Genomic DNA, 22563 nt, shown 5'->3' with positions numbered 1-22563 from the left:
GATTCATGCATGGGTGTTGGCGCCCGGGCCTGCCAGGGGCAGCCAGACCCGGAAGGTGGTACCCACGCCGGCTTCGCTGCTGAAGTCGATCCGTCCTCCATGCTGTTGGACGATCTTGCGCACGATGTCCAGGCCCAGCCCGCTGCCTTCGCCCGCGGGTTTGGTGGTGAAGAAGGGCTCGAAGATGCGCTCCCGGATCGATTCCGGAATCCCCGGGCCACTGTCCTCCACCGACACCAGCACCCCCTGGCCTTCGGTGTTCATCCGGATGCTCAGGCGGCCCTGATGATGCATGGCCTGCAGTGCGTTGTGGATCAGATTGGTCCAGACCTGGTTGAGCTCGTCGGGCAGGCCCTGCACGGGGGGCAGTTCGTCGGCCTGGTAGTCCAGCTCCACGCCTTGTTTGATCTGGTGCTGGTAGAGCGTCAGCACGGTGTCCATGCCCTGGCGCAGGTCTGTGGGGCGCAGTGCCTTGTCCGGTGCGGCGTGGGCATAGCTCTTGAGGGCAAACACAATCTTGCTGGCGCGCTCGACGGCGGTGTTGATGTTGGCGCTGCTGCTGACCAGGGTGGCCACATCGGCGGCGGCGGCGAGCAGGGCTTCGCAGTCCGGTCGGCGCAGCAGGTCAATGAAGGCCACTGGCGCGTGATGCGCGTGCAACTGCAGCAGCAGTTCGGCCTTGTGGCGTGCATCGCTCAGCCCCAGGGCCTCCAGCTGCTGCGTCAACTGCCGGGTGATCTGGCGCTCTTCCCGGGTGCTGATCACGGCCGCTGGGTGATGGGCGGCGGCGATCAAGGCCAGAAAGACCGGCCGGCTGGCCTCGTCCAGGTCCAGCAATACCCGGGGCAGGCGCTCCAACATGCGCGACAGTGCTTCGGCAATGCTGTGGCCGCTGGATTTCACCGCGCCGATGGGGGTGTTGATCTCGTGGGCCACATTGGCCACCAACTGGCCCAGGGAGGCCATTTTTTCGGACTGCACCAGTTGGGACTGTGCCGCCTGGAGCTGGTGCAGGGTCTGCTCCAGGGCCTGGGTCTTGCGCTCCAGCGCGCTGTGGCTTTCGCTCAGGTGCTGGGTGCGTTCCCGCACCTGTTGTTTCAACTCGGCCCGCGACTGCAGCAGCCGCTGGAACGAGTTCAGCATCAGTGCCGTGGCCGCCGCGATCGCCAGGCAGAACGCCGCCGCCAGCAGCCAGATCAGACGCCGGGTTTTGAACCAGTCGGTCAACGCCTCATCGACATCCACACTGATCCAGATGGCGAGCGGATAGTCCGAGATGCGTGTACCGACCCAGCTCTTCAGGTGACCCGCATGGGACAACGTCGTCACGGCCTCGGCGAGCGCGCCCGGCCAGGGCAGACGCGGGTCGGTGGCCAACCCCTCCTCAAAAGCAGGCAGCCCCCCTTGCACACGGGCCCGGATGCGGCCGTCGGCGCCGGTCAGCTCGATGGCGCCCAGGCGGCCCAGCTGCAGGCCTTGGTAGAGCTGTTCAAAATACGCCGGGTTGACCGACACCACCAGAATGCCGATCAATTGGCCCTCCGTGTTGCGCAGGGCACGCGAGATCTGGATGGTGCGTTTGCCTGAGACCTTGCCGGTCAGGGTGGCACCAAAGTACAGCACAGTGGAGGTTTCACCGTCTTGCAGGTGCACCTGCACATGGGGCCGGGTCGACAGATCCAGTCGCCCGGACTGGCGTCCCTGAGGATCGAGGTTGCTGGCCACGAAGCGTCCCTGTGCATCCACCCAAGAAATCTGGGTCAGGATGTTGTCGCCCAGGCCAGTCTCGGACACCAGGCGTTGAAGGGCGTCACCTTGCAGGCTTTGCGAGCGTGCCCATTGTTCGGCTTTCTGGGTGGCGTAGTCGAGAGGGGTCAGCACACGCAGGGTCTGCTCGCTCAAGGTCCGTGCCAGGTTGATGCTTTGTGTTTGCTGGGCCTGCAACACGTTGTCACGCTGGGTTTGCAGCGTCCACGCCACCGCCAGGCCTACCCCGGTCATGACGGCGACGGCCCAGACCAGCGTGGCCCGTCCCGGGCGCGTGGACGCGCCTCTGCGCAGGGTCGAGGCCTGATCGAGCAGGCGTGCCCACAGGCCTGTCAGGGGCCGGTGCGCAGTGGCGGGTGCGGCAGGTGTTGGCAGCACGGTGGCCATGGGGCTGCCGCTCATCGCACGGCCAAGGCCTGTTCCAACTCGGCCACGCGGCGCTTCAGTTCACTGATCTCGGCCTGCATCTGGGCTTCGCTGCGCTTGGCCTCGATGGCCGCCTTGGCCGTCAGCACCAGATCGGCGTTGTTGAAGGGCTTCTCGATGAAGCGGTAGAGCCGGGCTTCGTTGATCACGCGTTTGACCCCGGCAAAGTCACTCTGGCCGGTGAGCATGATCTTGACCATGTCCGGAAACTTCTCGTGCAGGCGCACCAGCAGTTCGTCGCCGCGCATGCTGGGCATGATGAAGTCGGAGATCACCACATTCACAGCCTGCCCCTCGGCTTGCAACTCTTCGCAGATCTCGAGCGCCTCCTGTCCGCTTTCAGCCAGCTCAATCTGGCAATGGGTGCCCAAGGTGTTCTTCAGCAAGGTGCGCAAGGCCGACAGCACGGTGGCATCGTCGTCCACACACAGCAGAGTGATCGGTGAGGCAGGTGGGCTGGTGGAGTCCAAAGCATCGCTCCTGGAAAGTGCAACAAGGCTTTGCTTGGGGCATGGGCTTCCACTGGGAACGGCATGGCACACGCAAAGCGGTGCCTGAAATTTATCACATTCCGATTTAAAAATGAAATATGTGATTTATATGGAATTAATTCGCCTGAAATTAGTGATTGTGCGAGAGATTTCTCAAGATTCAACGTCGATGCTTGAACCAATTTGGTAAAAATGACCTCCTGCCACGTAGTGCAGGCTGCGCAGCTCGTCCGGGGCCTCTTCGAAGCGCCAGTGCCCGTCGCGGAACACGCGCTCGTCGGCCCAGGCGGCCAGTACCTCGGCCAGGAACAGGTCGTGCGGGCCGGCCACGGCGGCGCTGGTGGGCAGCACGCGGCATTCGAGCCAGGCGATGCAGCCTTGCACCAGCGGGGCCTGCACACGGCTGGCGGGTTCCAGCCGGATGCCGCTGCGGGCCAGCTTGTCGGGCTGGTCGCGCCCGCTTTCGCGACCCAGGCGCAAGGTGGCCTGGGCCATGGCGGCCGGTGGGATGTTGAGCACGAACTCGCCCGAGGCGTCGACCAGCTCGCGCGTCAGCGTGGCCTTGTCGATCACCACCGCCACCTTGGGGGGCTCGAAGTCCAGGGGCATGGACCAGGCCGCTGCCATGACATTGTGGCGCCCGGCATGGGCACTGGACACCAGCACGGTGGGCCCGTGGTTGAGCAGGCGGGTGGCTTTGGCGAGGTCGACGGCAAGGCGGGTCATGGGGGCGGCTCAGAAAGGGACAGGGCTCTCGATGAACAGCGGGGCGCCGCTGTCCGGGTGGGGCAGGCGGATCTGGGTGGCGTGCAGCAGCAGGCGGGGCGCACGGGGGGTGGCAATGGGGCCGCCGTACAGGCGGTCGCCCAGCATGGGGTGGCCCAGGGCCTGCAGGTGCACGCGCAGTTGGTGCGAGCGCCCGGTGAAGGGCTCCAGCAGCACGCGCGAGGTGCTGGCGGCCTCGTCGACGGCCAGCAGATGCCAATGGGTCTGGCTGGGCCGGCCGGTGGCGGCGTCCACGATGTGCAGGGGGCGGTTGACCCAGTCCAGGGCGATGGGCAGGTCGATCAGGCCCCAGTCGCTGGCCGGCGCAGTGAGGCAGCCTTGCACCACGGCCACATAGCGCTTGTCGACCTCGCGTTGCTCGAAGCTGCGGTTGATGCGGCGCTGGGCCTCGGCGCCGCGGGCCATCACGATGATGCCGGAGGTGTCCAGATCAAGCCGGTGCACCACGCGGGCCTCGGGAAACAGGGCCTGCACCCGGGCCGACAGGCAATCCTGCTTGTCCTCGCCCTTGCCGGGCACCGAGTGCATGCCGGCGGGCTTGTCGAAGGCCAGCACGCTGGCATCTTCGTACAGGCAGGTGATGGGGCCGGCCGGGGTGTTCAGCACACGGGCCGCCTGGGTGTTGCCCTGGCCCAGGTACAGGGTGCTGGGCGCGACCACCACCGGGGGCACCGGCCGGGCTGCGGCCGCCTGCGCGGCGCGTTCGCGGCGGGCGGCACGGCCGGTGAGGGCGGGCCTGGGTTCAGGCGCCGGGGTGGGCTGGCGGGCGGGGGCTTGCAGGCTGCCGTCGGCAGCACGAACGTGGAAGGTCGGCATGGGGGTTCAGGGGCGGGGCTGGTTTCAGAACGGCAACCGTTCTCAGCTCAGCAGGCGCTGCACGGTGGCGCACAGCTCTTCGACATCGTTGGGTTTGTGGATCAGGGCGCGGGCGCCTTCGGCCAGCGCGCTGCGCTCGATCTCGGCCGTCACATAGCCCGAGGCCAGGGCCACCGGCAGGTCAGGGCGGATGCCGCGCACCTCGCGCAGCAGGTCGACACCCGAGTAGCCCGGCATGTTGTAGTCGGTCACCAGCAGGTCGCAGGCCTGCGGGTCGGCGCGCAGTGCGGCGGCCGCCTCCTGGGGATCGGTGTAGGTGCTGACGCGGTAGCCGCGGCGGCGCAGCAGGCGTTCCACCAGAAACACCAGGGCGGTATCGTCATCGACGTACATCACGCGGTGGCCCTGGCCTTCCGGGGCCGGGGCGGCTTCCTTGACCCCAGGGGCCGGGCTGGCGGGCGGGGCGCTCGGTGCCGTGGCTGCACCGCCGTGCGTCTCGTGAAAGGGGTTGACGGCCTGGGCCCCGCGCAGGGCGGGAAAGTACAGCGAGAAGGTGCTGCCCTGGCCGGGTTTGCTCTGCACATCCACCGCGCCGTCGTGGGTGCGCATCACGCCGTGCACCACGGCCAGGCCCAGGCCCGTGCCTTGTCCCACGGGCTTGGTGGTGAAGAAAGGCTCGAAGATGCGCTGCAGGGTGGCCGCGTCCATGCCCTGGCCGCTGTCATGCACGCTCAGGCACAGGTAGGGGCCGGGGGGCAGGCGCAGGCGCTCGCGCAAGCGGGGATCGGGCATCAGCGGGGCCAGCCGGATGGTCACCCGACCGGGGCCGGGTTCCATGGCGTGGATGGCATTGGTGCACAGGTTGAGCAGGGCCTGTTCGACCTGGGTGGCGTCGGCCAGCACCCTCGGTGTGTGGGGCGCCAGGTCCAGGTGCAGGGTGATGCCTGGCGGTAGCGTGACGTGCAGCAGGCGCTCGGTCTCGTGAACCACTTCCTCCAGCGCCAGGGGGCTGCGCCGCGGCGCCTCGTTGCGGCTGAAGGTCAGGATCTGGCGCACCAGTTCGCGGGCCCGGCGGCCGGCCTTGTCGATCTCATTGAGGCTGATCAGGGCCGGCGATTCGGCGCTCAGGTCGCCCCGGGCCAGTTCGACGTTGCCCAGGATGGCGCCCAGGATGTTGTTGAAATCGTGCGCAATGCCGCCGGCCATGGTGCCCACGGCCTGCATCTTCTGCGATTCACGCAGCTGCACCTCGAGTTCGGCCCGGTGCGCCTCGGCGCGCTTGCGGGCGGTCAGGTCGCGCGCGAACACGGTGATGGTCTCGCCTTCGGCATGGCGCTCTACCGAGACGCTGACCTCGACCGACAGCTCCTTGCCACTGGCGGTGCGGGCCGTCAGGTCGCCCAGCAGGGCCTGGCTGGCGGTCTGGGTGAAGGCCAGGGCCTCGCTGGCGTTGGGCAGAAAGCGTTCCAGCGGGCTGCCCAGGGCGTCGCTGGCGGGGCACTGGAACAGGGCCGCCGCCGTGGGGTTGAAAACGGTGATGCGCTGGTCCTTGTCCACGCACACGATGGCATCCAGCGCCGAGTTGATGATGGCCTCCAGGCGCCGTTCGCTGGCGTGCAGCTGTTCATTGCGCTCCTGCAGCGCGGCGGCGCTCTCCTGCAGTGCGCGGCGCTCGGCCAGCAGCGGGCCCTGGTCGATCACCGCGCAGATGTACTGCACCAGGGGCGGCGCGCCGTCCTGGTGGGTTTCGAGCCGGCGCACGTGCAGATCGCCGGTCAGTTGGCCGCTGTCACCGATGGCGAACACCACCTCGGTGGCCTCGCCCTGGCCTTCGCTTTGCGCCTGGGCCAGGGCCTGCTGCACCTTGCCGACATGGGCCTCGCTCACAAAAGGCATCAGCGACACCAGGGGGCGGTCGGCTTCGGTGGGCTGGAAGCGCCGGTGTGCCATCGAATTGGCCTGGGCCACGATGTCGTGTTCGTCGATCACCATCAGCGGCAGGGGCACGCTGGAGAACAGGGTCTCGAAACGCTCCGAGGCACTCTCCGCATTGGCCTGGCTGTAGCGCAGGATCTCGTTCTGGCTTTGCAGCTCGGCCACGAGCCGGCGCAGCACCTCGGCGCCGTCGGTCGGCAAGGGCCGCGCCGGGTCGGTCATATCCTGGGAGTAAAAGGCGGGAGAAGTCATGGGCGGTCGAAACTGAGGCCCAAGTGTAATGACTGGCGGCTGAGGCGGTGGAGTGCATTCATGTCTGTGGCGGCGTGAGTGCTCTATATACTTCCGATGGATCGGAGGTTTATATGTCCGCGTCACTCTTCATTCCTAGTGCAGAGGCCGCTTTCATCGCGGACCTGTCGGATCGGCAGATGCACCGGGTGGTGGATGAACGTTTGCTGCCGGACAGCGTTTTTCAACAGCGAGGCAGCACCCGCCTGTTCACCCGACTGGGGGCCGGGTTCGCCAGTTTCTATTTCGCGACCGAGGATCTGCTGATGGCAAGGACTAGGCGGCAGGTGCTGGACGAACTCAGTGCTCGCATCGAACATTTGCCGATGAAAGACGCACTGCTGACCTTGATGCAACTGGATGCCATCAGTTGGAAGGTGGAGCGCAATTTTGTGGAGGTCGACGTGTTGCCTTTTCTTGAGCAAGCCCTGCAGCGCGTGAAGCAGGTGGAGCAGGCTGATGCGCTGGTGGTCACGGACCCGGAGATCCTGGGGGGCACCCCGGTCTTTGCCGGAACCCGGGTGCCCAGTGAGGTCGTGCTGGGCTCGCTGGCGGCGGACATCGGGCTGGATCGACTTCAGGACTCCTACCCTTTTCTGACCGAAGCCCACATCGAATCGGCCCAGGTGTTCGCACTCGTGCACCCCAGAAGAGGTCGACCGCGCCGCCTGGCCGATCTGAGCCCCGCGCTTGAACCACGCATCATGCGGGTCGTGCGGCACGCCGCAGGCGCATGACGATACGCTTCCTGATCGACGAGTGTCTGTCGCCTGAGCTGGTTCAACGCGCTGTTCAGGCAGGGTATCCCGAGTCCAGCTGCGTGCGAGACAGCGGACTCACCGGCACCAAGGATTGGAAGCTCATAGAGCACGTGGTGGCGGATGACTGGACGCTGGTGACGCAAAACGCCATCGACTTTCGTGGAGGCGGTCCAGACCGCCTGGCAGGGGAGCACGCCAAGCAGCCCATCCATGCGGGCCTGGTGTGCCTGGGCTCAGTGCACCCCCTCGACCTCTTGCGACAGCATGCACTGTTCCAGATGGCCCTGAATCAGGTGACCGAACTGGAAGACCTGGTCAACACGGCGCTGGAGGTCTTCGAGAACGAAGATGGCTCCGTCGACATGTTGATCTACGACATACCCGACCCGACTTGAGCCGGCGCTGGTCTGATACAGCCCTGGGCCTCAGGCCGCGTACTCGCTCACCGGCACGCAGCTGCAGAACAGGTTGCGATCACCCCACACGTTGTCCACCCGGCCCACGGGGGACCAGTACTTGGTCTGGCGCAGGCTGGCCACCGGGTAGGCGGCCACCTCGCGGGAGTAGGGGTGGGCCCAGTCGGCGCCCATCAGGCTGGCGGCGGTGTGGGGGGCGTTCTTCAGCGGGTTGTCGTCCTGCGGCCAGGTGCCGGCCTCGATCTGACGGATCTCTTCACGGATGGCGATCATGGCGTCGATGAAGCGGTCCAGCTCGTCGCGGGTCTCGCTCTCGGTGGGCTCGACCATCAGGGTGCCGGGCACCGGGAAGCTCAGCGTGGGGGCGTGGAAGCCGTAGTCGATCAGGCGCTTGGCCACGTCTTCGGCGGCCACGCCGGTGGCGTCCTTCAGGGGACGCAGGTCCAGGATGCACTCGTGCGCCACATGGCCGTTCTCGCTGGCGTACAGCGTGGGGTAGTGGTTCTTGAGGCGGGCGCTGATGTAGTTGGCCGACAGGATGGCGGCCTCGGTGGCCGCCTGCAGGCCCTCGGCGCCCATCATGCGGCAGTACATCCAGCTGATGGGCAGCACGGCGGCGTTGCCCAGCGGGGCGGCGCTGATGGCGCCCACGCCATTGACCGGCAGGCCCGCGGTGGCATGACCGGGCAGGAAGGGCACCAGGTCTTCGACCACGCAGACCGGGCCGACACCGGGGCCGCCACCGCCGTGCGGGATGCAGAAGGTCTTGTGCAGGTTCAGGTGGCTCACGTCGCCGCCGAACTCGCCGGGGGCGGCCACGCCGACCAGCGCGTTCATGTTGGCGCCGTCCACATAGACGCGGCCACCGTGCTGGTGCACCAGGGCGCAAAGCTCTTTGACGCTGGTCTCGAACACGCCGTGGGTGCTGGGGTAGGTGATCATCACGGCGGCCAGGCGGTCGCTGTACTGTTCGCACTTGGCGCGCAGGTCGGCCAGGTCGACGTTGCCGTTGGCGTCGCAGGCCGTGACCACCACCTGCAGGCCCACCATCTGGGCGCTGGCCGGGTTGGTGCCGTGGGCCGAGGAGGGGATCAGGCAGATGTTGCGGTGGCTGTCGCCGCGCGAGGCATGCCAGGCCTTGATGACCAGCAGGCCGGCGTACTCGCCCTGGCTGCCGGCATTGGGCTGCAGGCTGATGCCGGCGTAGCCGGTGGCCTGGCACAGCCACTGGCGCAGCTGCTCGTCCAACTCTTTGTAGCCTTGCAGTTGGTCGGCCGGGGCAAAGGGGTGCAGATTGGCAAACTCGGGCCAGGTGATGGGGATCATCTCGCTGGTGGCGTTGAGCTTCATGGTGCAGCTGCCCAGGGGGATCATGCTGCGGTCCAGAGCCAGGTCCTTGTCGGCCAGGCGGCGCAGGTAGCGCAGCATGCTGGTTTCGCTGTGGTGGGTGTTGAACACCGGGTGCGTCAGGTAGGGGCTGCTGCGGCGCAGTTCGGCCGGGATCAGCGGCTCGATGCCTTTTTCGAAGGCCGCCATCGAGGGCAGGGCCTGGCCCGCTGTGGCAAAGAAGGCCCACAGGTCTTCGACGTGCTCGCGGGTGGTGGTCTCGTCGAGCGAGACGCTGAGCGTGCCGCCTGCCGACAGGCGCAGGTTCACGCCTGCGGCCAGGGCCTTGGCCAGGATGGCCTGGGCTTGCGGGCCGGCAGTCACACTCACCGTGTCAAAAGCGCCGCTTTGCTGGATCGTGTGGCCCAACTGCTGCAGGCCGGCGGCCAGCACCGCCGTGTAGGCCGCGATGCGGCTGGCAATGCGCTTGAGGCCGACGGGGCCGTGGTAGACGGCGTACATGCTGGCCACCACCGCAGGCAGCACCTGCGCGGTGCAGATGTTGGACGTGGCTTTTTCGCGGCGGATGTGCTGCTCGCGCGTCTGCAGGGCCAGGCGGTAGGCCGGCTGGCCGTGGCTGTCGACGCTGACACCCACCAGGCGGCCGGGCATGGAGCGCTTGAACTCATCGCGGCAGGCCATGAAGGCGGCGTGCGGGCCGCCGGCGCCCATGGGCATGCCAAAGCGCTGGGTGCTGCCGATCACGATGTCGGCATCCCATTCGCCAGGGGGCGTGAGCAGGGTCAGGGCCAGCAGGTCCGCCGCCACGATGAAGGCGGCCTGCTTGGCGTGCACCGTGGCCACATCGGCGCGGAAGTCACGCAGTTCGCCAAACGTGCCGGGGTACTGGGCCACGGCGGCAAAGTAGTCGCGCTCGGCCAGGGCGGTGGTCCATTCGTCGGCCGTGCGGGCCACGATCACGTCGAGGCCCAGCGGCGCGGCACGGGTCTGGATCACCTCGATGCTCTGTGGGTGACAGTCGCCGGCCACCACGATGGCGCTGGCCTTGGACTTGACCGAGCGCTTGGCCAGGGTCATGGCCTCGGCGGCGGCGGTGGCCTCGTCGAGCATGGAGGCATTGGCCATGGGCATGGCGGTCAGGTCGCACACCAGGGTCTGGAAGTTGACCAGCGCCTCCATGCGGCCTTGCGAGATTTCGGCCTGGTACGGCGTGTAGGCGGTGTACCAGGCGGGGTTTTCCAGGATGTTGCGCAGGATCACACCGGGCGTGTGGGTACCGTAGTAGCCCTGACCGATGTGGCTGCGCAAAATTCTGTTCTTGGATGCCATCGCCTTCAACTCGGCCAGGGCGTCTGCTTCCGTCACGGGGGCGGGCAGGTCCATGGCCGTGCCGCGCGCAATGCTGCGCGGCACGATGCCTTCGATGAGGGCCCGGCGCGAGGCGGCGCCCACGGTGCTCAGCATGTGGGCTTCGTCTTCGGGGCCGATGCCGATGTGGCGGGCCCGGAATTCGGCCGGGTTCTCAAGTTCAGCGAGGGGAAGGGCGGATTGCATCAGCATGGGAAAACTCGGGGGTGAGGCGCCTGGGCTCAGGCGTTCTTGGTGAAGTCGGAGTAGGTGGTCTCGTCCATCAGGCCGTCGAGCTGGGCCGGGTTGGACAGCTTGACCTTGAAGAACCAGCCGCTGGCCAGCGGATCGCTGTTGGCCAGCGAGGGGTCGTCGCGCAGGGCTTCGTTGACTTCAACGATCTCGCCGTCCACCGGCATGTAGACGTCGGCAGCGGCCTTCACCGACTCGACCACACCGGCCACGTCGCCCGCGGCAAAGGTCTTGCCGACTTCGGGCAGGTCGACGAAGACCACGTCACCCAGCGCATCTTGCGCATGGACGGTGATGCCGACCACGGCAGCGTTGCTGTCGGCGGCGTTGATCCACTCGTGCTCTTTGGAAAATTTGACGCTCATGATTTCTCCTGAAATAGGTGTGTTGCTTGTGAGGCTGGATGCAAATCAGCCCCGGTAGTATCGGTTGGGAACGAAGGGCATGGCAGCAACTTGCATGGCCACCGGCTTGCCGCGCACGATGGCGTTCAGCCGGGTGCCCAGGGCCGCCTGGTCGGCACGCACATAGGCCATGGCCACGGGCTGGTTGATGCTGGGGCCCAGCAGGCCGCTGCTGACCTCGCCGACGCGCTCGCCAGCCAGGGTCTGCAGCTCGGTGTGTTCGCGCACCGGCACCCGATCCAGGGCCACCAGCCCCACGCGTTTGCGGGTCAGCACGCCGGCCGTGCCCTGCAGGTCGGCCAGTTGGGCCAGCACCTTGGCTGCGCCCGGGAAGCCACCCTCGCGCTCGCCACCGGCACGGCGCACCTTTTGGATGGCCCAGGTCAGGCCGGCCTCGACCGGGGTGGTGCTGGTGTCCAGGTCGTTGCCGTACAGGCACAGGCCGGCTTCCAGGCGCAGCGAGTTGCGCGCGCCCAGGCCGATGGGCTTGACCTCGGGCTGGGCCAGCAGGGTGCGCGCCAGGCCCTCGGCCTGGGCCGCGGGCACCGAGATCTCGAAGCCGTCTTCACCGGTGTAGCCGCTGCGGGTCACATAGCAGTCGATGCCGTCGATGCTGAAGGCACCTCCGGTCATGAACACCAGCTGGGCCACGCCAGGGGCCAGGCGACTCAGGGCCGTCACGGCCTGCGGGCCCTGCAGGGCCAGCAGGGCCTGCTCGGGCAGGGGGATCACCTGGCAGCGCTGGCCGATGCGGGCCTGGATGTGGGCGATGTCGGCCACCTTGCAGGCGCCGTTCACGATCACGAACAGGTCGTCGCCCCGGTTCACGAACATCAGGTCGTCCAGGATGCCGCCCTCGTCATTGAGCAGCAGGCCATAGCGCTGCTTGCCCACGCCCAGGCCGATCACATCGACCGGCATCAGGCTCTCGAAGGCGGCTGCCGCATCGGGCCCGACCAGGCGCAACTGGCCCATGTGCGACACGTCGAACAGGCCGGCGGCGCTGCGGGTGTGCAGGTGCTCGGCCATCAGGCCGGCCGGGTACTGCACCGGCATCGAGTAGCCGGCAAAAGGCACCATGCGGGCGCCAAGTTCAAGGTGCAGGGCGTTCAGGGGGGTGGTCAGCAGAGCGGAATCGGTCACGGTCAAGCCTTTGGCAGAGGGGGCACGGCACGCGCAGCCACAACGGCTGCTGCGCAGGGGCCCCGGCTGTCCGCTTTACCTGAGAGATTCACCCGGCGATGCGGGCTTGCTCCTTCGGTGGGCCGCGCCATGCTCAGATGGTGCAGCCTCTCTCCAGCTGGGAAACGTCTGTTGCCAGACGGGTGTCAGTCCTTCTGCCTGAGCGTTAGGGCGATGCACCGGTCGGTGGGCTTCGCTTTCGCCTTCGGCGGCCCGATTCGGGATCGGGCTCTCTCCTGACGGGCGGCAGTATAACGTGGCCGCCCAGGCCTGGGGCCGATTATTTGAAACCGAGCGCGTGCGGCAGCCAGCTGCTCAGCGCCGGCACAAAGGTGATCACCACCAGCACCACACCGTGGGCCCACAGAAAGGGCATCAGCTCGCGCGTCAGCTCAGACAAGGGCACCTTGGACACGTTCGAGGTCACGAACAGCAAGCCCCCCACCGGCGGCGTGATCATGCCCAGTGTGAGGTTGTAGATCACGATCATGGCGAACTGGATCGGGTCCACGCCGAGCTTCAGGGCCACCGGTGCCAGGATGGGCACCAGCACCATCACGCCGGGCAGCGGCTCGATGAAGATGCCGAACACCAGCAGGAACACGTTCACCACGATCAGGAACATCCAGGGCGACAGGTTCATGCCGATCAGCCAGTCGGCCATCAGCTGGGGCAGGCCCTCGATGGTCAGCAGCCAGGCAAACGAACCCGACAGGCCGATGATGATCAGCACCGAGGCCGTCAGCAGCGACGAATAGGCCAGGATGTTGGGCACGGCCGACCACTTCAGGGTGCGGTACACGTACTTGCCGCAGAACAGCGCATAGAACACCGCCACCACCGAGGCCTCGGTGGGCGTGAACCAGCCGGCGCGCATGCCGCCCAGGATCAGGATGGGCAGCATCAGGGCGGGCAGGGCCTTCCAGGTGTTGACCAGGATCTCCTTGAGCGGGGGCAACTGGCCGGCGCCCTTGTAGTTGCGCTTTTTCGAGACATGCCAGTTGACGATGCACATGGCCACGGCGATCAGGATGCCCGGCAGGATGCCGGCCACGAACAGGGCGCCCACCGACACGCTCTCGTCTTGCAGCGCATAGACGATCATGGTGATCGAGGGCGGGATGATGGGGCCCACGATGGCGGTCGAGGCCGTCAGGGCGGCGGCGTACGACTTGTCATAGCCGGCCTTGTCCATCATGCGGATCAGCATCGAGCCGGGGCCGGCCGCATCGGCCAGGGCCGAGCCCGAGATGCCCGAGAAGAAGGTGAGCGACACCACGTTGGTGTAGCCCAGGCCGCCGCGCTTGTGGCCCACGAACTGGCCGGCAAACTTGAGCAGGACCTCGGTCAGGGAGCCACCACTCATCAACTCGGCGGCCAGGATGAAGAAGGGGACGGCCATCAGCGGAAAGCTGTCGACGCCGGTGAAGGTTTCCTTCAGCAGCACCAGCAAGGGGTAGCTGTCGGTCAGCACCAGGGCCGTGGCGGTGGCCAGGCCCAGGGCAAAGGCCACGGGCACACCGATGGCCAGGTACACGCAGGCCGCAATGATCAGAACAAGACTGGGGTTCATGGGAAAGGCCTTGCGGGGTCAGATGGAAGCGCTGGCCGTGGCATCGAACTGCGCATCGGTGGCGAACTTGCGGTCGGTGATGTAGTGGCGCAGCACCAGCAGGAAGTGGACGCACAGCAGCAGCCCACCGACGGGAATGGCCATGTAGATGTAGCCGAAGGGGATCTGGGTGGCCGCCGTCATCTGGAACATGGCGCGCTGGGTGTATTGCCAGCCGATCCAGGTCATCATCACGAAGAAGGCCATCAGCAGGATGGCCACCAGCACGCGGATGGCCTGGCCCACCGGGCGGGGAAACGCATCCTGCAGGTTCTCGACCGCGATGTGGCCGCCGTAGCGCATCACCATGCCCGAGCCGATGAAGGTCAGCCAGATCATCATGTGGCGGGCCACTTCTTCGGCCCATTCGATCGAGGCATTGGTCAGGTAGCGCAGGGCCACGTTGGCAAAGATGATGACCGACATGGCCGCCAGCAGCACGATCAGGGCCCAGCGGTTGGTGGCCACAAAGTAGCGTTCAAAGGTGTTCATGGGGATTCAGCGCGGTGCGCCCGGGGCGGGTGGATGCGCGCCGCCACAGCGGCGGCGCGGGGGCCGGCCCGGCAGCCGCAAGGGGCACCGGGCCGGCAGGGCGGCGCTCAGCGCACGTCCTGGATCTTCTTGATGTTGTCGGCGCCAAACTCCTTGGCGTAGCTCACGTAGGCGGGCTTGAGGGCCTCGCGGAAGGCCGCGCTGTCGACCTTGCGGGTCACGGTCATGCCGTCCTTCTCCAACTGGGCAATGCCGTTGTTCTCGTCATCGTTGACCTTTTTGCGCTGGGCCACGGCGCCTTTCTTGGCGGCCTCCTGGAACACCTTCTTGTCGGCGTCGCTGAGCTTGCTCCAGACACGCTGGGACACCAGCAGCAGGGCGGGCGAGTACACGTGGCCGGTCAGCGACAGGTGCTTTTGCACCTGGGAGAACTTGGACGACAGGATCACCGGGATCGGGTTTTCCTGGCCGTCGACCGTGCCTTGCTGCAGGGCGCCGAAGAGTTCGGGGAAGGCCATGGGTGTGGGCAGGATGCCGAAGGTCTTGTAACCCTCCATGTGCACCTTGTTCTCCATGGTGCGCATCTTCAGGCCGGCGGCATCGCTGGGCTTGACGATGTCGCGCTTGTTGTTGGTCATGTGGCGGAAGCCGTTTTCCGTCCAGGCCAGGGCGATCAGGCCCTTGGAGGGGAATTTGCTCAGCAGGTCCTGACCGATCGGGCCGTCCATCACCTTGCGGGCATGGTCGTAGTCGCGGAACAGGAAGGGGATGTCGACGATCTTCACTTCGGGCACAAAGTTGCCCACCGGGCCGGTCGAGGTGTTGACCAGATCCTGCGTGCCCAGTTGCACCGCCTCGATCATCTCGCGCTCGCCGCCCAGGGCGGAGCTGGGGAACTGCTGGCACTTGTAACGGCCTTGGGTGCCTTTCTCGATCTCGTCGCAGAACACCGTGGAGCCGACACCGTAATGCGAGTCCTTGGTGGTGGCATAGCCGATCTTCAGCGTGGTGGTCTGTGCGAAGGCGGCGCCTGTGAGGCCGGCGGCCAGCATCATGGACAGTGCGGTGCGGGAAATGGTCATCTTGTCTCCTTGCTTGTGCTTGTTTCGGTTGCGAGTCAAAGTAAATTTGTCATACAACTTTTTCATTATGCGGGGCGGGGACGGACGGCTGAATCCGGGTTTTCGCTAGCTTTGGCAGGCCACCAACGCCTGCGGGTCGTCCAGGTGACTTCCAGCCGCCTTGACGGTGCCGCGGCAAAGAAAAAGCGCCCACCAGGGGCGCTTTGAAGGGGGCGAAGGGCCTGCCGCGGTGGAAGACCCCCGGGCTCACATGCCCGAGTAGTTCGGGCCGCCGCCGCCTTCGGGTGTCACCCAGACGATGTTCTGGGTCGGGTCCTTGATGTCGCAGGTCTTGCAGTGCACGCAGTTCTGGGCGTTGATCTGCAGTCGGTCGCTGTTGTCGGCGTTCTTGACGAACTCGTACACGCCCGCCGGGCAGTAGCGGGCCTCGGGGCCTGCGTACTTGGCCAGGTTCACCTTCACTGGCACCGAGGCGTCTTTCAGCGTCAGGTGGGCCGGCTGGTTTTCGGCGTGGTTGGTGTTGCTGATGAACACGCTGGACAGGCGATCGAACGTCAGCTTGCCATCGGGCTTGGGGTAGGTGATCGGCTGGCACTCGGCCGCCGGCTTCAGGTAGGCGTGGTCGGGCTTGTTGCGGCGCAGCGTCCAGGGGATGTGGCCGCGCAGCACGAACTGTTCGAAACCGTTCATCAGGGTTGCCGTGGTCAGGCCGTACTTGAACCAGTTCTTGAAGTTGCGGTCCTTGTTCAGTTCGGTGTGCAGCCAGCTCTTCTCGAAGGCCTCGGGGTAGGCCGTCAGCTCATCGTGCTGGCGACCGGCCACCACCGCGTCGTAGGCGGCTTCGGCGGCCAGCATGCCGGTCTTGATGGCGGCGTGGCTGCCCTTGATGCGGCTCACGTTGAGGTAGCCGGCGTTGCAGCCCACCAGTGCACCGCCCGGGAACACCGTCTTGGGCAGGGCGTTGATGCCGCTGGCGTTGATGGCACGGGCGCCATAGGACAGGCGCTTGGCGGTGACTTCGCCCTTGTCGTTTTCGAAGTAGTAGCGCACGTTGCGGTGCGTCTTCCAGCGCTGGAACTCTTCGAACGGGCTCAGGTAGGGGTTGCTGTAGCCCAGACCGGTGACAAAGCCCAGTGCGACCTTGTTGCCTTCCAGGTGGTACAGGAAGGCGCCACCATAGGTGTCGGACTCCATGGGCCAGCCGGCGGTGTGCATCACAAAGCCCGGCTTGTGGCGGGCCGGGTCGATCTCCCACAACTCCTTGATGCCGATGCCGAAGCTCTGCGGGTCACGGCCTTCGTCGAGCTTGAAGCGCGCGATCAGCTGTTTGCCCAGGTGGCCGCGTGCGCCCTCGGCGAACACGGTGTACTTGGCATGCAGTTCCATGCCCAGCTGGAAGTCGCCCGTGGGCTCGCCTTCCTTGTTGATGCCCATGTTGCCCGTGGCCACGCCCTTGACCGAGCCGTCGTCGTTGTAGAGCACTTCGGCCGCGCTGAAGCCGGGGAAGATCTCCACGCCCAGGGCTTCGGCCTGTTCGCCCAGCCACTTGGTGACGGCGCCCAGGCTCACGATGTAGTTGCCGCCGTTGTGCGCAAAGGGCGGCAGCAGCCGGTTGGGCACGCGGAAGCTCGACTTCTCACCGAGGAAGATGTAGGCATCGTCGGTCACCGGCTGGTTCAGCGGGGCGCCATCGGCCTTCCAGTTGGGCAGCAGCTCGGTCAGGGCCTTGGGGTCCATGATGGCGCCCGACAGGATGTGGGCGCCTGGCTCGGAGCCTTTTTCCAGCACCACCACCGACACGTCCGTGCCTTTTTCGGCGGCCAGTTGTTTGAGCCGGATCGCGGTGGCCAGGCCGCCCGGGCCGCCCCCCACGACGACGACGTCGTATTCCATGGCCTCTCGCGGGCCGTATTGGGACAGGATTTCTTCGTTGGTCATGGGGCGTCTCGCTGGATAATGATTTGGTTTCGGTGACTCAGTTGTAACCGGCTGCGCGGCATTTTATTCGCAGCATGGTTGAATTAGAACGGTCGTTCGTTTTTTTGTCCTTGTGGAGACACTGTAAATGGCTTTCAGCATCGATTTGTCGGGCCGTGTGGCCTTTGTGACCGGGGCCTCCAGTGGGCTGGGCGCCCAGTTTGCCCGCACGCTGGCCCGTGCCGGTGCCGCCGTGGTGCTGGCCAGCCGCCGGGTCGAGAAGCTCAAGGAGCTGCGCGCCCACATCGAGGGCGAGGGCGGCAGTGCCCATGTGCTGCCCCTGGACGTGACCGATCTGGACAGCATCCGCGCCGCAGTCGCGCATGCCGAGACCGAGGTGGGCTCGATCGACATCCTGGTCAACAACTCGGGCGTCAGCACCACGCAGCGCATCCAGGACGTGGGCGAAGACGATTTCGACTTCATCTTCAACACCAATGTCAAGGGTTCCTTCTTCGTGGCGCAAGAGGTGGGCAAGCGCATGCTGGCGCGTGCCCGCGGCGCCGCACCCGGCACCTACACCGGTGGGCGCATCATCAACATCGCCTCGATGGCGGGCCTGAAGGTGCTGCCCCAGATCGGCGCCTACTGCATGAGCAAGGCCGCCGTGGTGCAGATGACCAAGGCCATGGCGCTGGAGTGGGGCCGTTTCGGCATCAATGTGAACGCCATCTGCCCTGGCTACATCGACACCGAGATCAACCACCACCACTGGCAGACCGAACAGGGGCAGAAGCTGGTCAACATGCTGCCGCGCAAGCGCGTGGGCAAGCCCGAAGACCTGGACGCTCTGCTGGTGATGCTGGCCAGCGATCAGAGCCATTTCGTCAACGGCGCGATCATCGCGGCCGACGACGGTTTTGCCGTCTGAGGGCGCGGCATCGTGCGCATCGAGATCCCCGAACGCAAGCGACTGGTCCATGAGATGCGCATCCCCATCCGATGGGGTGACATGGACGCCATGGGCCACGTCAACAACACCAGCTATTTCCGCTACCTTGAAACCTTGCGCATAGCCTGGATGCAGTCCATCGGCTGCCCGCCGGCACCCCAGGGTGAGGGCCCGGTGATCGTCAATGCTTTCTGCAATTTCTACCGCCAGCTGGAATACCCGGGCGAGGTGCTGGCGCGCATGTACGTGAGCGACCCGGCCCGCACCACCTTCGAGACCTGGGCCACGCTGGCCCGGGTGGACCAGCCCGACGTGATCTGTGCGGCCGGCGGGGCCACCACCATCTGGGTGGATTTCCCGAAGCAGAAGGCGGTGCCTCTGCCCGACTGGATGCGCGCCCACGTGGCCGACTGAAGCCTCAGCGCACCACGCGGTAGTGCTCGGCGTTGGCCTGCAGCCAGCGCTGTGCCAACTGCTGGGCCGAGACGCCCGCGTGCTCGCCCCGGTCAGGCCGGCTGTCGGCCTGATGTGCCGGATGGAAATCAGCCCGGTAATAACGCAGCAGGGCCGGCACAGAAAGCCGCAACACGCCGTTTCGCCCCAGCATGAAATGCAGCGCGCTGCGCCAGGTGCCCAGGCGCCACAGGCTGCCGTCCCGCTTCAGGTTGAGCAGGGTCTGGCCCAGGCAGTCCAGACTGAAGATGATCAGCACATAGGTGAACCAGCGGCGGCGCCAGGTCAGGTTGCCCCCCAAGGCCTGGTAGAGGTCAAACGCCACGGCACCGTGCTCGGTCTCCTCGGCGGCATGCCAGCGCCACAAAGTCTGCATGCGGGGCTCGGCACCGGCCAGCAAGGCGCCGTGGCGCAGCGTGAGGTCGGCCAGCACGGCGGTGCAATGCTCGTAAGCGCAGGTCACGGCCAAGGGGTGCAGGGGCTTGAGGTGGCGAGCGCGCTCAATGCGCCGCTGCGCCCAGTGTTGCCAGCGGTTGACCAGGCCCTGGCGCTCGAGCTGTTCGTTGTAGAGACCGTGCACGCGTCGGTGGGTGGCCTCCTGCCCGATGAATCCCTGGATCGTCTCGCGCAAGGCCTCGTGCCGGGGCTTCTCGGGCAGTCGTTTCAGGGCCTCGCGCACCGAGTCGATGAAAAACTGCTCGCCCACCGGAAAGCTCATCGACAGGGCATTGAAGAACATGCTGCGAAAGGCGTCGCCGCCATGCCAATGGCGTTCGAAGCCGGTGCTCAGGTCGACCTCCAGCCTGCGAACATGCAAGGTGCTCTGCGCAGTCATGGCCCGCCCGTCAAGCCTTGGCCTTGGGCACACGACCCATCAGGTAGAACTCGGGGTTGGGCATCATGCCGCTGAAGCTCGCGATGCGGTTGGACATGCCGAAGAAGGCCGTGATGGCCGCAATGTCCCAGATGTCTTCATCTGAGAAGCCGTGGGCATGCAGCGCGGTGAAGTCGGCCTCGTCCACCTCGTGCGAGCGTTCGCAGACCTTCATCGCGAAGTCCAGCATGGCGCGCTGGCGCGGGCTGATGTCGGCCTTGCGGTAGTTGATCGCCACCTGGTCGGCTACCAGGGGTTTCTTTTCGTAGATGCGCAACAGCGCGCCATGGGCCACCACGCAATACAGGCACTGGTTGGCCGCGCTGGTCGTGGTGACAATCATCTCGCGATCGCCCTTGGTCAGCGAGCCTTCTTCCTTGAGCATGAGGGCGTCGTGGTAGGCGAAGAAGGCCCGCCATTCTGCCGGGCGTCGGGCCAGGCCGAGGAAGACCTGTGGAACAAAGCCGGCTTTTTCCTGCACCGCCAGAATCTTTTCGCGGATGTCGTCCGGAATCTGGTCCAGGGCGGGCGGCGCGTAGCGTGAAGTACTCATCGGTGTCTCCGTGTCGTTGTCGATGTCGACTTTCATCATAGGGCGCATACCGAATGCCGATGGCTGTCCTCAAAAGTTGGTTGATAAAAACTATCAACTGAATTTTCTTAATTGAATTTACCGATGGATAGGGCCGGCCTACCATCCGTGCAGGTCATTCGATGATGACAAACTGAAGGAGAAACCCATGCAAGCGAAGACCACAGCGCCTGGGCGCAGACTCAGCTTCACACGCAGCCGTCAGTGGCTCGGACTGGGCATCAATGGGGTGGGCCTGATCTGGGCGATGGTGCAGCTTTGGCCCAACGGGGGCCTGTCATGAGGGCCGTCACGTTGAATGTCGGTGACCAGGCGTGGCAGCAGGCCTGGTGGCAGAGCGTACAGGAGTGGGCGGCCTCGGTGGGCTGGGGCACCGCCGCCTGAGCCCAGGGGCGGTGCCGCGGCTCAGCGAGCGCCCAGGTAGTCCAGCTTGCCCAGGGGCACGCCCTGGTGGCGCAGCAGGTCATAGGCGGTGGTCACGTGGAAGAAGAAGTTGGGCAGGGCGAAGCTCAACAGGTAGTCGATGCCGGTGAAGTGCCGGTCGCCGCTGCGCAGCTTCAGCACCACCTCACGGGCCTCCGAGCCATCGATCTGGGCCGGGGCGATGGTCTTCAGGTAGTCCAGGGTCTTGGCGATGCGCGCCTGCAGCTCGGCCAGCGTCACTTCGGTGTCCGGGAAGGCCGGCGCTTCCACCCCCGCCAGGCGGGCGGCACAGCCTTTGGCGGTGTCGGCCGCAATGAAGACCTGGCTGGTCAGGGGCAGCATGTCGGGCGCCATGCGCAACTGCCCGTAGGTGGCGGGGTCGGTGCCCTGGGCCGCCGCATGGGCAGCCGCTTTTTCAAGAATGTGGGACAGGGCGCTCAACTGGCGCACAAAAACGGGCACGCTGGCCTGGTACATCGAAATGCTCATGGGGGCTTTCTGTTGTGTAACGCGGAAAGCCGTGATGATCCGTCAAAACCGGCATGTCTGCCGATCCGCTCACGATCACCCCATCATCACCCCGCGAGCAGCCGGTGCACCAGGTCGGCGGTGGTGTTGGCCTTGTACTTGCGCATCAGACGGGCGCGGTAGATCTCGACGGTGCGGTGGCTGATGGCCAGGGAGCGCCCGATCTCCTTGGACGTCAAGCCGTTCATCAAATGGGCGGCCACCTCGCGTTCGCGGGCCGTCAGCTCGGCCTTGACGGGGCGGCGCGAGCTCAGGTCTTCAAAAGTCCAGATGCCCGCCTCATGCGGGTTGTCGCGGTTCAGCGCCCGGCCGGTCACGTGGCACCAGAAGGTCTCGCCCTTGAAGCGCCCGTCCACCCGCTTCATGACCCGGTCGTCCGAGTAATGGCCGTGGGCATTCAGGATGGGCGCGATGCGTTCACCGGTGCGCTCGTACTCGTCGGCGCTCGGGTACAGCACCTTGAACGACTGGCCCACGAGCTGGTCTCGCGTGGTGCCGAACATCTCGCACACATGCAGGTTGCAGTCCACGATGGCGCGGTGGCGCGACAACACCAGCCCGACGGGGGCGAGGTCGAATGCCAGGCGGTAGTCCAGTGGAATCAAGGGGGTTGTCCTACAGGGTCTTGCTTACGAGCTTCTACGTATTCAAATAGGTAGTATCTTCTGCAATTCTAAGTTCCACCTGCACGCATCTTCAGGAGACATTTGTGAACAAACTTTTTCCCTCCGCCACCGAAGCGCTCAAGGGCGTGGTCAGTGACGGGCAATTGCTGGCCGTCGGCGGTTTCGGCCTCTGCGGCATCCCTGAGGCCCTGATCGACGCGCTGCGCGACACCGGCGCCAAGAACCTCACCGTGATCTCGAACAACGCGGGTGTTGACGGTTTCGGCCTGGGCAAGCTGCTCGAAACCCGCCAGATCAAGAAGATGATCTCCAGCTATGTGGGTGAAAACAAGGAGTTCGAACGCCAGTACCTGGCGGGCGAGTTGGAGCTGGAATTCACCCCCCAGGGCACGCTGGCCGAAAAGCTGCGCGCGGGCGGCGCCGGCATCCCGGCCTTCTTCACCAAGACCGGCGTGGGCACCGTGGTGGCCGACGGCAAGGAACTGCGTGAATTCGATGGCGAGACCTATGTGATGGAGCGCTCCCTGGTGCCCGACGTGGCCCTGGTGAAGGCCGATGTGGCCGACAAGGCCGGCAACCTGCGCTTCCGCTACACCGCGCGCAACTTCAACCCGGCCGTGGCCATGGCTGGCAAGCTGTGCATCGTCGAGGTCGAGAAGATCGTCGAGGTGGGCGAGATCGCGCCCGATGACGTGCACCTGCCCGGCATCTATGTGCACCGCCTGGTGCTCAACACCCAGCCCGAGAAGCGCATCGAGAAACGCACCATCACCGAAAAGGCAGGAGTCTGA

The 22563-nt window shown here is 65.8% G+C and carries 22 protein-coding genes and 2 riboswitches; of the genes, 6 read left to right on the top strand and 16 right to left on the bottom strand.

What is annotated here, in order from left to right; genetic code table 11:
* Positions 1–3: 3 nt before the first annotated feature.
* The 5 genes from L880_RS34335 to L880_RS0108695 all read right to left on the bottom strand — a co-directional run bounded on the left by L880_RS34335 (position 4) and on the right by L880_RS0108695 (position 6443).
* Complete coding sequence (locus tag L880_RS34335) at positions 4–2154, bottom strand: ATP-binding protein (protein ID WP_169737740.1); 2151 nt, start codon at positions 2152–2154, stop codon at positions 4–6.
* Between the two features lie 11 nt (positions 2155–2165).
* Positions 2166–2663, bottom strand: coding sequence for a response regulator (locus L880_RS32010; RefSeq protein ID WP_051443178.1), 498 nt, complete (start codon positions 2661–2663; stop codon positions 2166–2168).
* Between the two features lie 174 nt (positions 2664–2837).
* Positions 2838–3410 carry a flavin reductase family protein gene (locus L880_RS0108705; RefSeq protein ID WP_027475356.1) on the bottom strand — a complete coding sequence of 191 codons (573 nt, stop codon included), beginning with the start codon at positions 3408–3410 and terminating at the stop codon, positions 2838–2840.
* Between the two features lie 9 nt (positions 3411–3419).
* The gene (locus L880_RS0108700; RefSeq protein ID WP_157462730.1) at positions 3420–4286 is read right to left on the bottom strand and encodes a pseudouridine synthase; all 867 of its coding nucleotides are present in this window, start codon (positions 4284–4286) and stop codon (positions 3420–3422) included.
* 42 nt (positions 4287–4328) lie between these two features.
* The gene (locus L880_RS0108695; protein ID WP_027475354.1) at positions 4329–6443 is read right to left on the bottom strand and encodes a PAS domain-containing hybrid sensor histidine kinase/response regulator; all 2115 of its coding nucleotides are present in this window, start codon (positions 6441–6443) and stop codon (positions 4329–4331) included.
* Positions 6444–6586: 143 nt separating this feature from the next.
* Here L880_RS0108695 and L880_RS0108690 point away from each other — a divergent pair, with 143 nt between their 5' ends.
* Positions 6587–7249 carry a DUF433 domain-containing protein gene (locus tag L880_RS0108690; protein WP_027475353.1) on the top strand — a complete coding sequence of 221 codons (663 nt, stop codon included), beginning with the start codon at positions 6587–6589 and terminating at the stop codon, positions 7247–7249.
* Positions 7246–7668, top strand: coding sequence for a DUF5615 family PIN-like protein (locus tag L880_RS0108685; RefSeq protein ID WP_027475352.1), 423 nt, complete (start codon positions 7246–7248; stop codon positions 7666–7668). Before L880_RS0108690 ends, L880_RS0108685 begins: the two co-directional genes overlap by 4 nt.
* Before the next feature lie 30 nt (positions 7669–7698).
* On the opposite strand, the gene gcvP is transcribed toward L880_RS0108685, so the two are convergent.
* The 7 genes from gcvP to L880_RS0108650 all read right to left on the bottom strand — a co-directional run bounded on the left by gcvP (position 7699) and on the right by L880_RS0108650 (position 17345).
* On the bottom strand, positions 7699–10596 hold the full coding sequence (gene gcvP / locus L880_RS0108680) for an aminomethyl-transferring glycine dehydrogenase (protein WP_027475351.1): 2898 nt from the start codon (positions 10594–10596) through the stop codon (positions 7699–7701).
* Positions 10597–10625: 29 nt separating this feature from the next.
* Positions 10626–11000, bottom strand: coding sequence for a glycine cleavage system protein GcvH (gcvH, locus tag L880_RS0108675; RefSeq protein WP_019575226.1), 375 nt, complete (start codon positions 10998–11000; stop codon positions 10626–10628).
* A gap of 45 nt (positions 11001–11045) precedes the next feature.
* Positions 11046–12188 carry a glycine cleavage system aminomethyltransferase GcvT gene (gene gcvT / locus L880_RS0108670; RefSeq protein ID WP_027475350.1) on the bottom strand — a complete coding sequence of 381 codons (1143 nt, stop codon included), beginning with the start codon at positions 12186–12188 and terminating at the stop codon, positions 11046–11048.
* A 50-nt stretch (positions 12189–12238) separates the two neighbouring features.
* Positions 12239–12349, bottom strand: a riboswitch (glycine riboswitch).
* A gap of 9 nt (positions 12350–12358) precedes the next feature.
* Positions 12359–12470, bottom strand: a riboswitch (glycine riboswitch).
* A gap of 31 nt (positions 12471–12501) precedes the next feature.
* Positions 12502–13794 (bottom strand): TRAP transporter large permease, encoded by a 1293-nt coding sequence (locus L880_RS0108665; protein ID WP_027475349.1) that lies wholly within the window; start codon positions 13792–13794, stop codon positions 12502–12504.
* Between the two features lie 18 nt (positions 13795–13812).
* A complete protein-coding gene (locus L880_RS0108660) occupies positions 13813–14325 on the bottom strand; it encodes a TRAP transporter small permease (protein WP_027475348.1) in 513 nt (170 codons plus the stop codon).
* Between the two features lie 107 nt (positions 14326–14432).
* Positions 14433–15407: a TRAP transporter substrate-binding protein gene (locus L880_RS0108655; protein WP_027475347.1), complete on the bottom strand. Its 975-nt coding sequence runs from the start codon at positions 15405–15407 to the stop codon at positions 14433–14435.
* Between the two features lie 246 nt (positions 15408–15653).
* Positions 15654–17345: an electron transfer flavoprotein-ubiquinone oxidoreductase gene (locus L880_RS0108650; protein WP_027475346.1), complete on the bottom strand. Its 1692-nt coding sequence runs from the start codon at positions 17343–17345 to the stop codon at positions 15654–15656.
* 127 nt (positions 17346–17472) lie between these two features.
* Here L880_RS0108650 and L880_RS0108645 point away from each other — a divergent pair, with 127 nt between their 5' ends.
* Together L880_RS0108645 and L880_RS0108640 are read left to right on the top strand one after the other, a co-directional pair.
* Positions 17473–18255 carry an SDR family oxidoreductase gene (locus tag L880_RS0108645; RefSeq protein ID WP_027475345.1) on the top strand — a complete coding sequence of 261 codons (783 nt, stop codon included), beginning with the start codon at positions 17473–17475 and terminating at the stop codon, positions 18253–18255.
* A 12-nt stretch (positions 18256–18267) separates the two neighbouring features.
* Complete coding sequence (locus L880_RS0108640) at positions 18268–18690, top strand: acyl-CoA thioesterase (RefSeq protein WP_027475344.1); 423 nt, start codon at positions 18268–18270, stop codon at positions 18688–18690.
* A gap of 4 nt (positions 18691–18694) precedes the next feature.
* Here the strand turns inward: L880_RS0108640 and L880_RS0108635 are convergent, their stop codons facing one another.
* Together L880_RS0108635 and L880_RS0108630 are read right to left on the bottom strand one after the other, a co-directional pair.
* Complete coding sequence (locus tag L880_RS0108635; RefSeq protein ID WP_027475343.1) at positions 18695–19564, bottom strand: metal-dependent hydrolase; 870 nt, start codon at positions 19562–19564, stop codon at positions 18695–18697.
* A gap of 10 nt (positions 19565–19574) precedes the next feature.
* Positions 19575–20156: a peroxidase-related enzyme gene (locus tag L880_RS0108630; protein ID WP_027475342.1), complete on the bottom strand. Its 582-nt coding sequence runs from the start codon at positions 20154–20156 to the stop codon at positions 19575–19577.
* A 187-nt stretch (positions 20157–20343) separates the two neighbouring features.
* On the opposite strand from L880_RS0108630, the gene L880_RS36640 reads away from it, so the two are divergent.
* Positions 20344–20478 carry a hypothetical protein gene (locus L880_RS36640; protein ID WP_281174757.1) on the top strand — a complete coding sequence of 45 codons (135 nt, stop codon included), beginning with the start codon at positions 20344–20346 and terminating at the stop codon, positions 20476–20478.
* 122 nt (positions 20479–20600) lie between these two features.
* Here L880_RS36640 and L880_RS0108620 read toward each other — a convergent pair whose 3' ends face one another.
* Both L880_RS0108620 and L880_RS0108615 read right to left on the bottom strand, forming a co-directional pair.
* On the bottom strand, positions 20601–21107 hold the full coding sequence (locus L880_RS0108620) for a DUF1993 domain-containing protein (RefSeq protein WP_027475341.1): 507 nt from the start codon (positions 21105–21107) through the stop codon (positions 20601–20603).
* Positions 21108–21193: 86 nt separating this feature from the next.
* Positions 21194–21748, bottom strand: a complete 555-nt coding sequence (locus tag L880_RS0108615) for a PAS and helix-turn-helix domain-containing protein (RefSeq protein ID WP_027475340.1) — start codon at positions 21746–21748, stop codon at positions 21194–21196.
* Positions 21749–21855: 107 nt separating this feature from the next.
* Here L880_RS0108615 and L880_RS0108610 point away from each other — a divergent pair, with 107 nt between their 5' ends.
* Positions 21856–22563 (top strand): CoA transferase subunit A, encoded by a 708-nt coding sequence (locus L880_RS0108610; RefSeq protein WP_027475339.1) that lies wholly within the window; start codon positions 21856–21858, stop codon positions 22561–22563.

This window comes from Curvibacter gracilis ATCC BAA-807 (genome assembly GCF_000518645.1).
Lineage (GTDB): Bacteria > Pseudomonadota > Gammaproteobacteria > Burkholderiales > Burkholderiaceae_C > Curvibacter > Curvibacter gracilis.
This window is presented reverse-complemented; position numbering and strand designations above follow the sequence as displayed.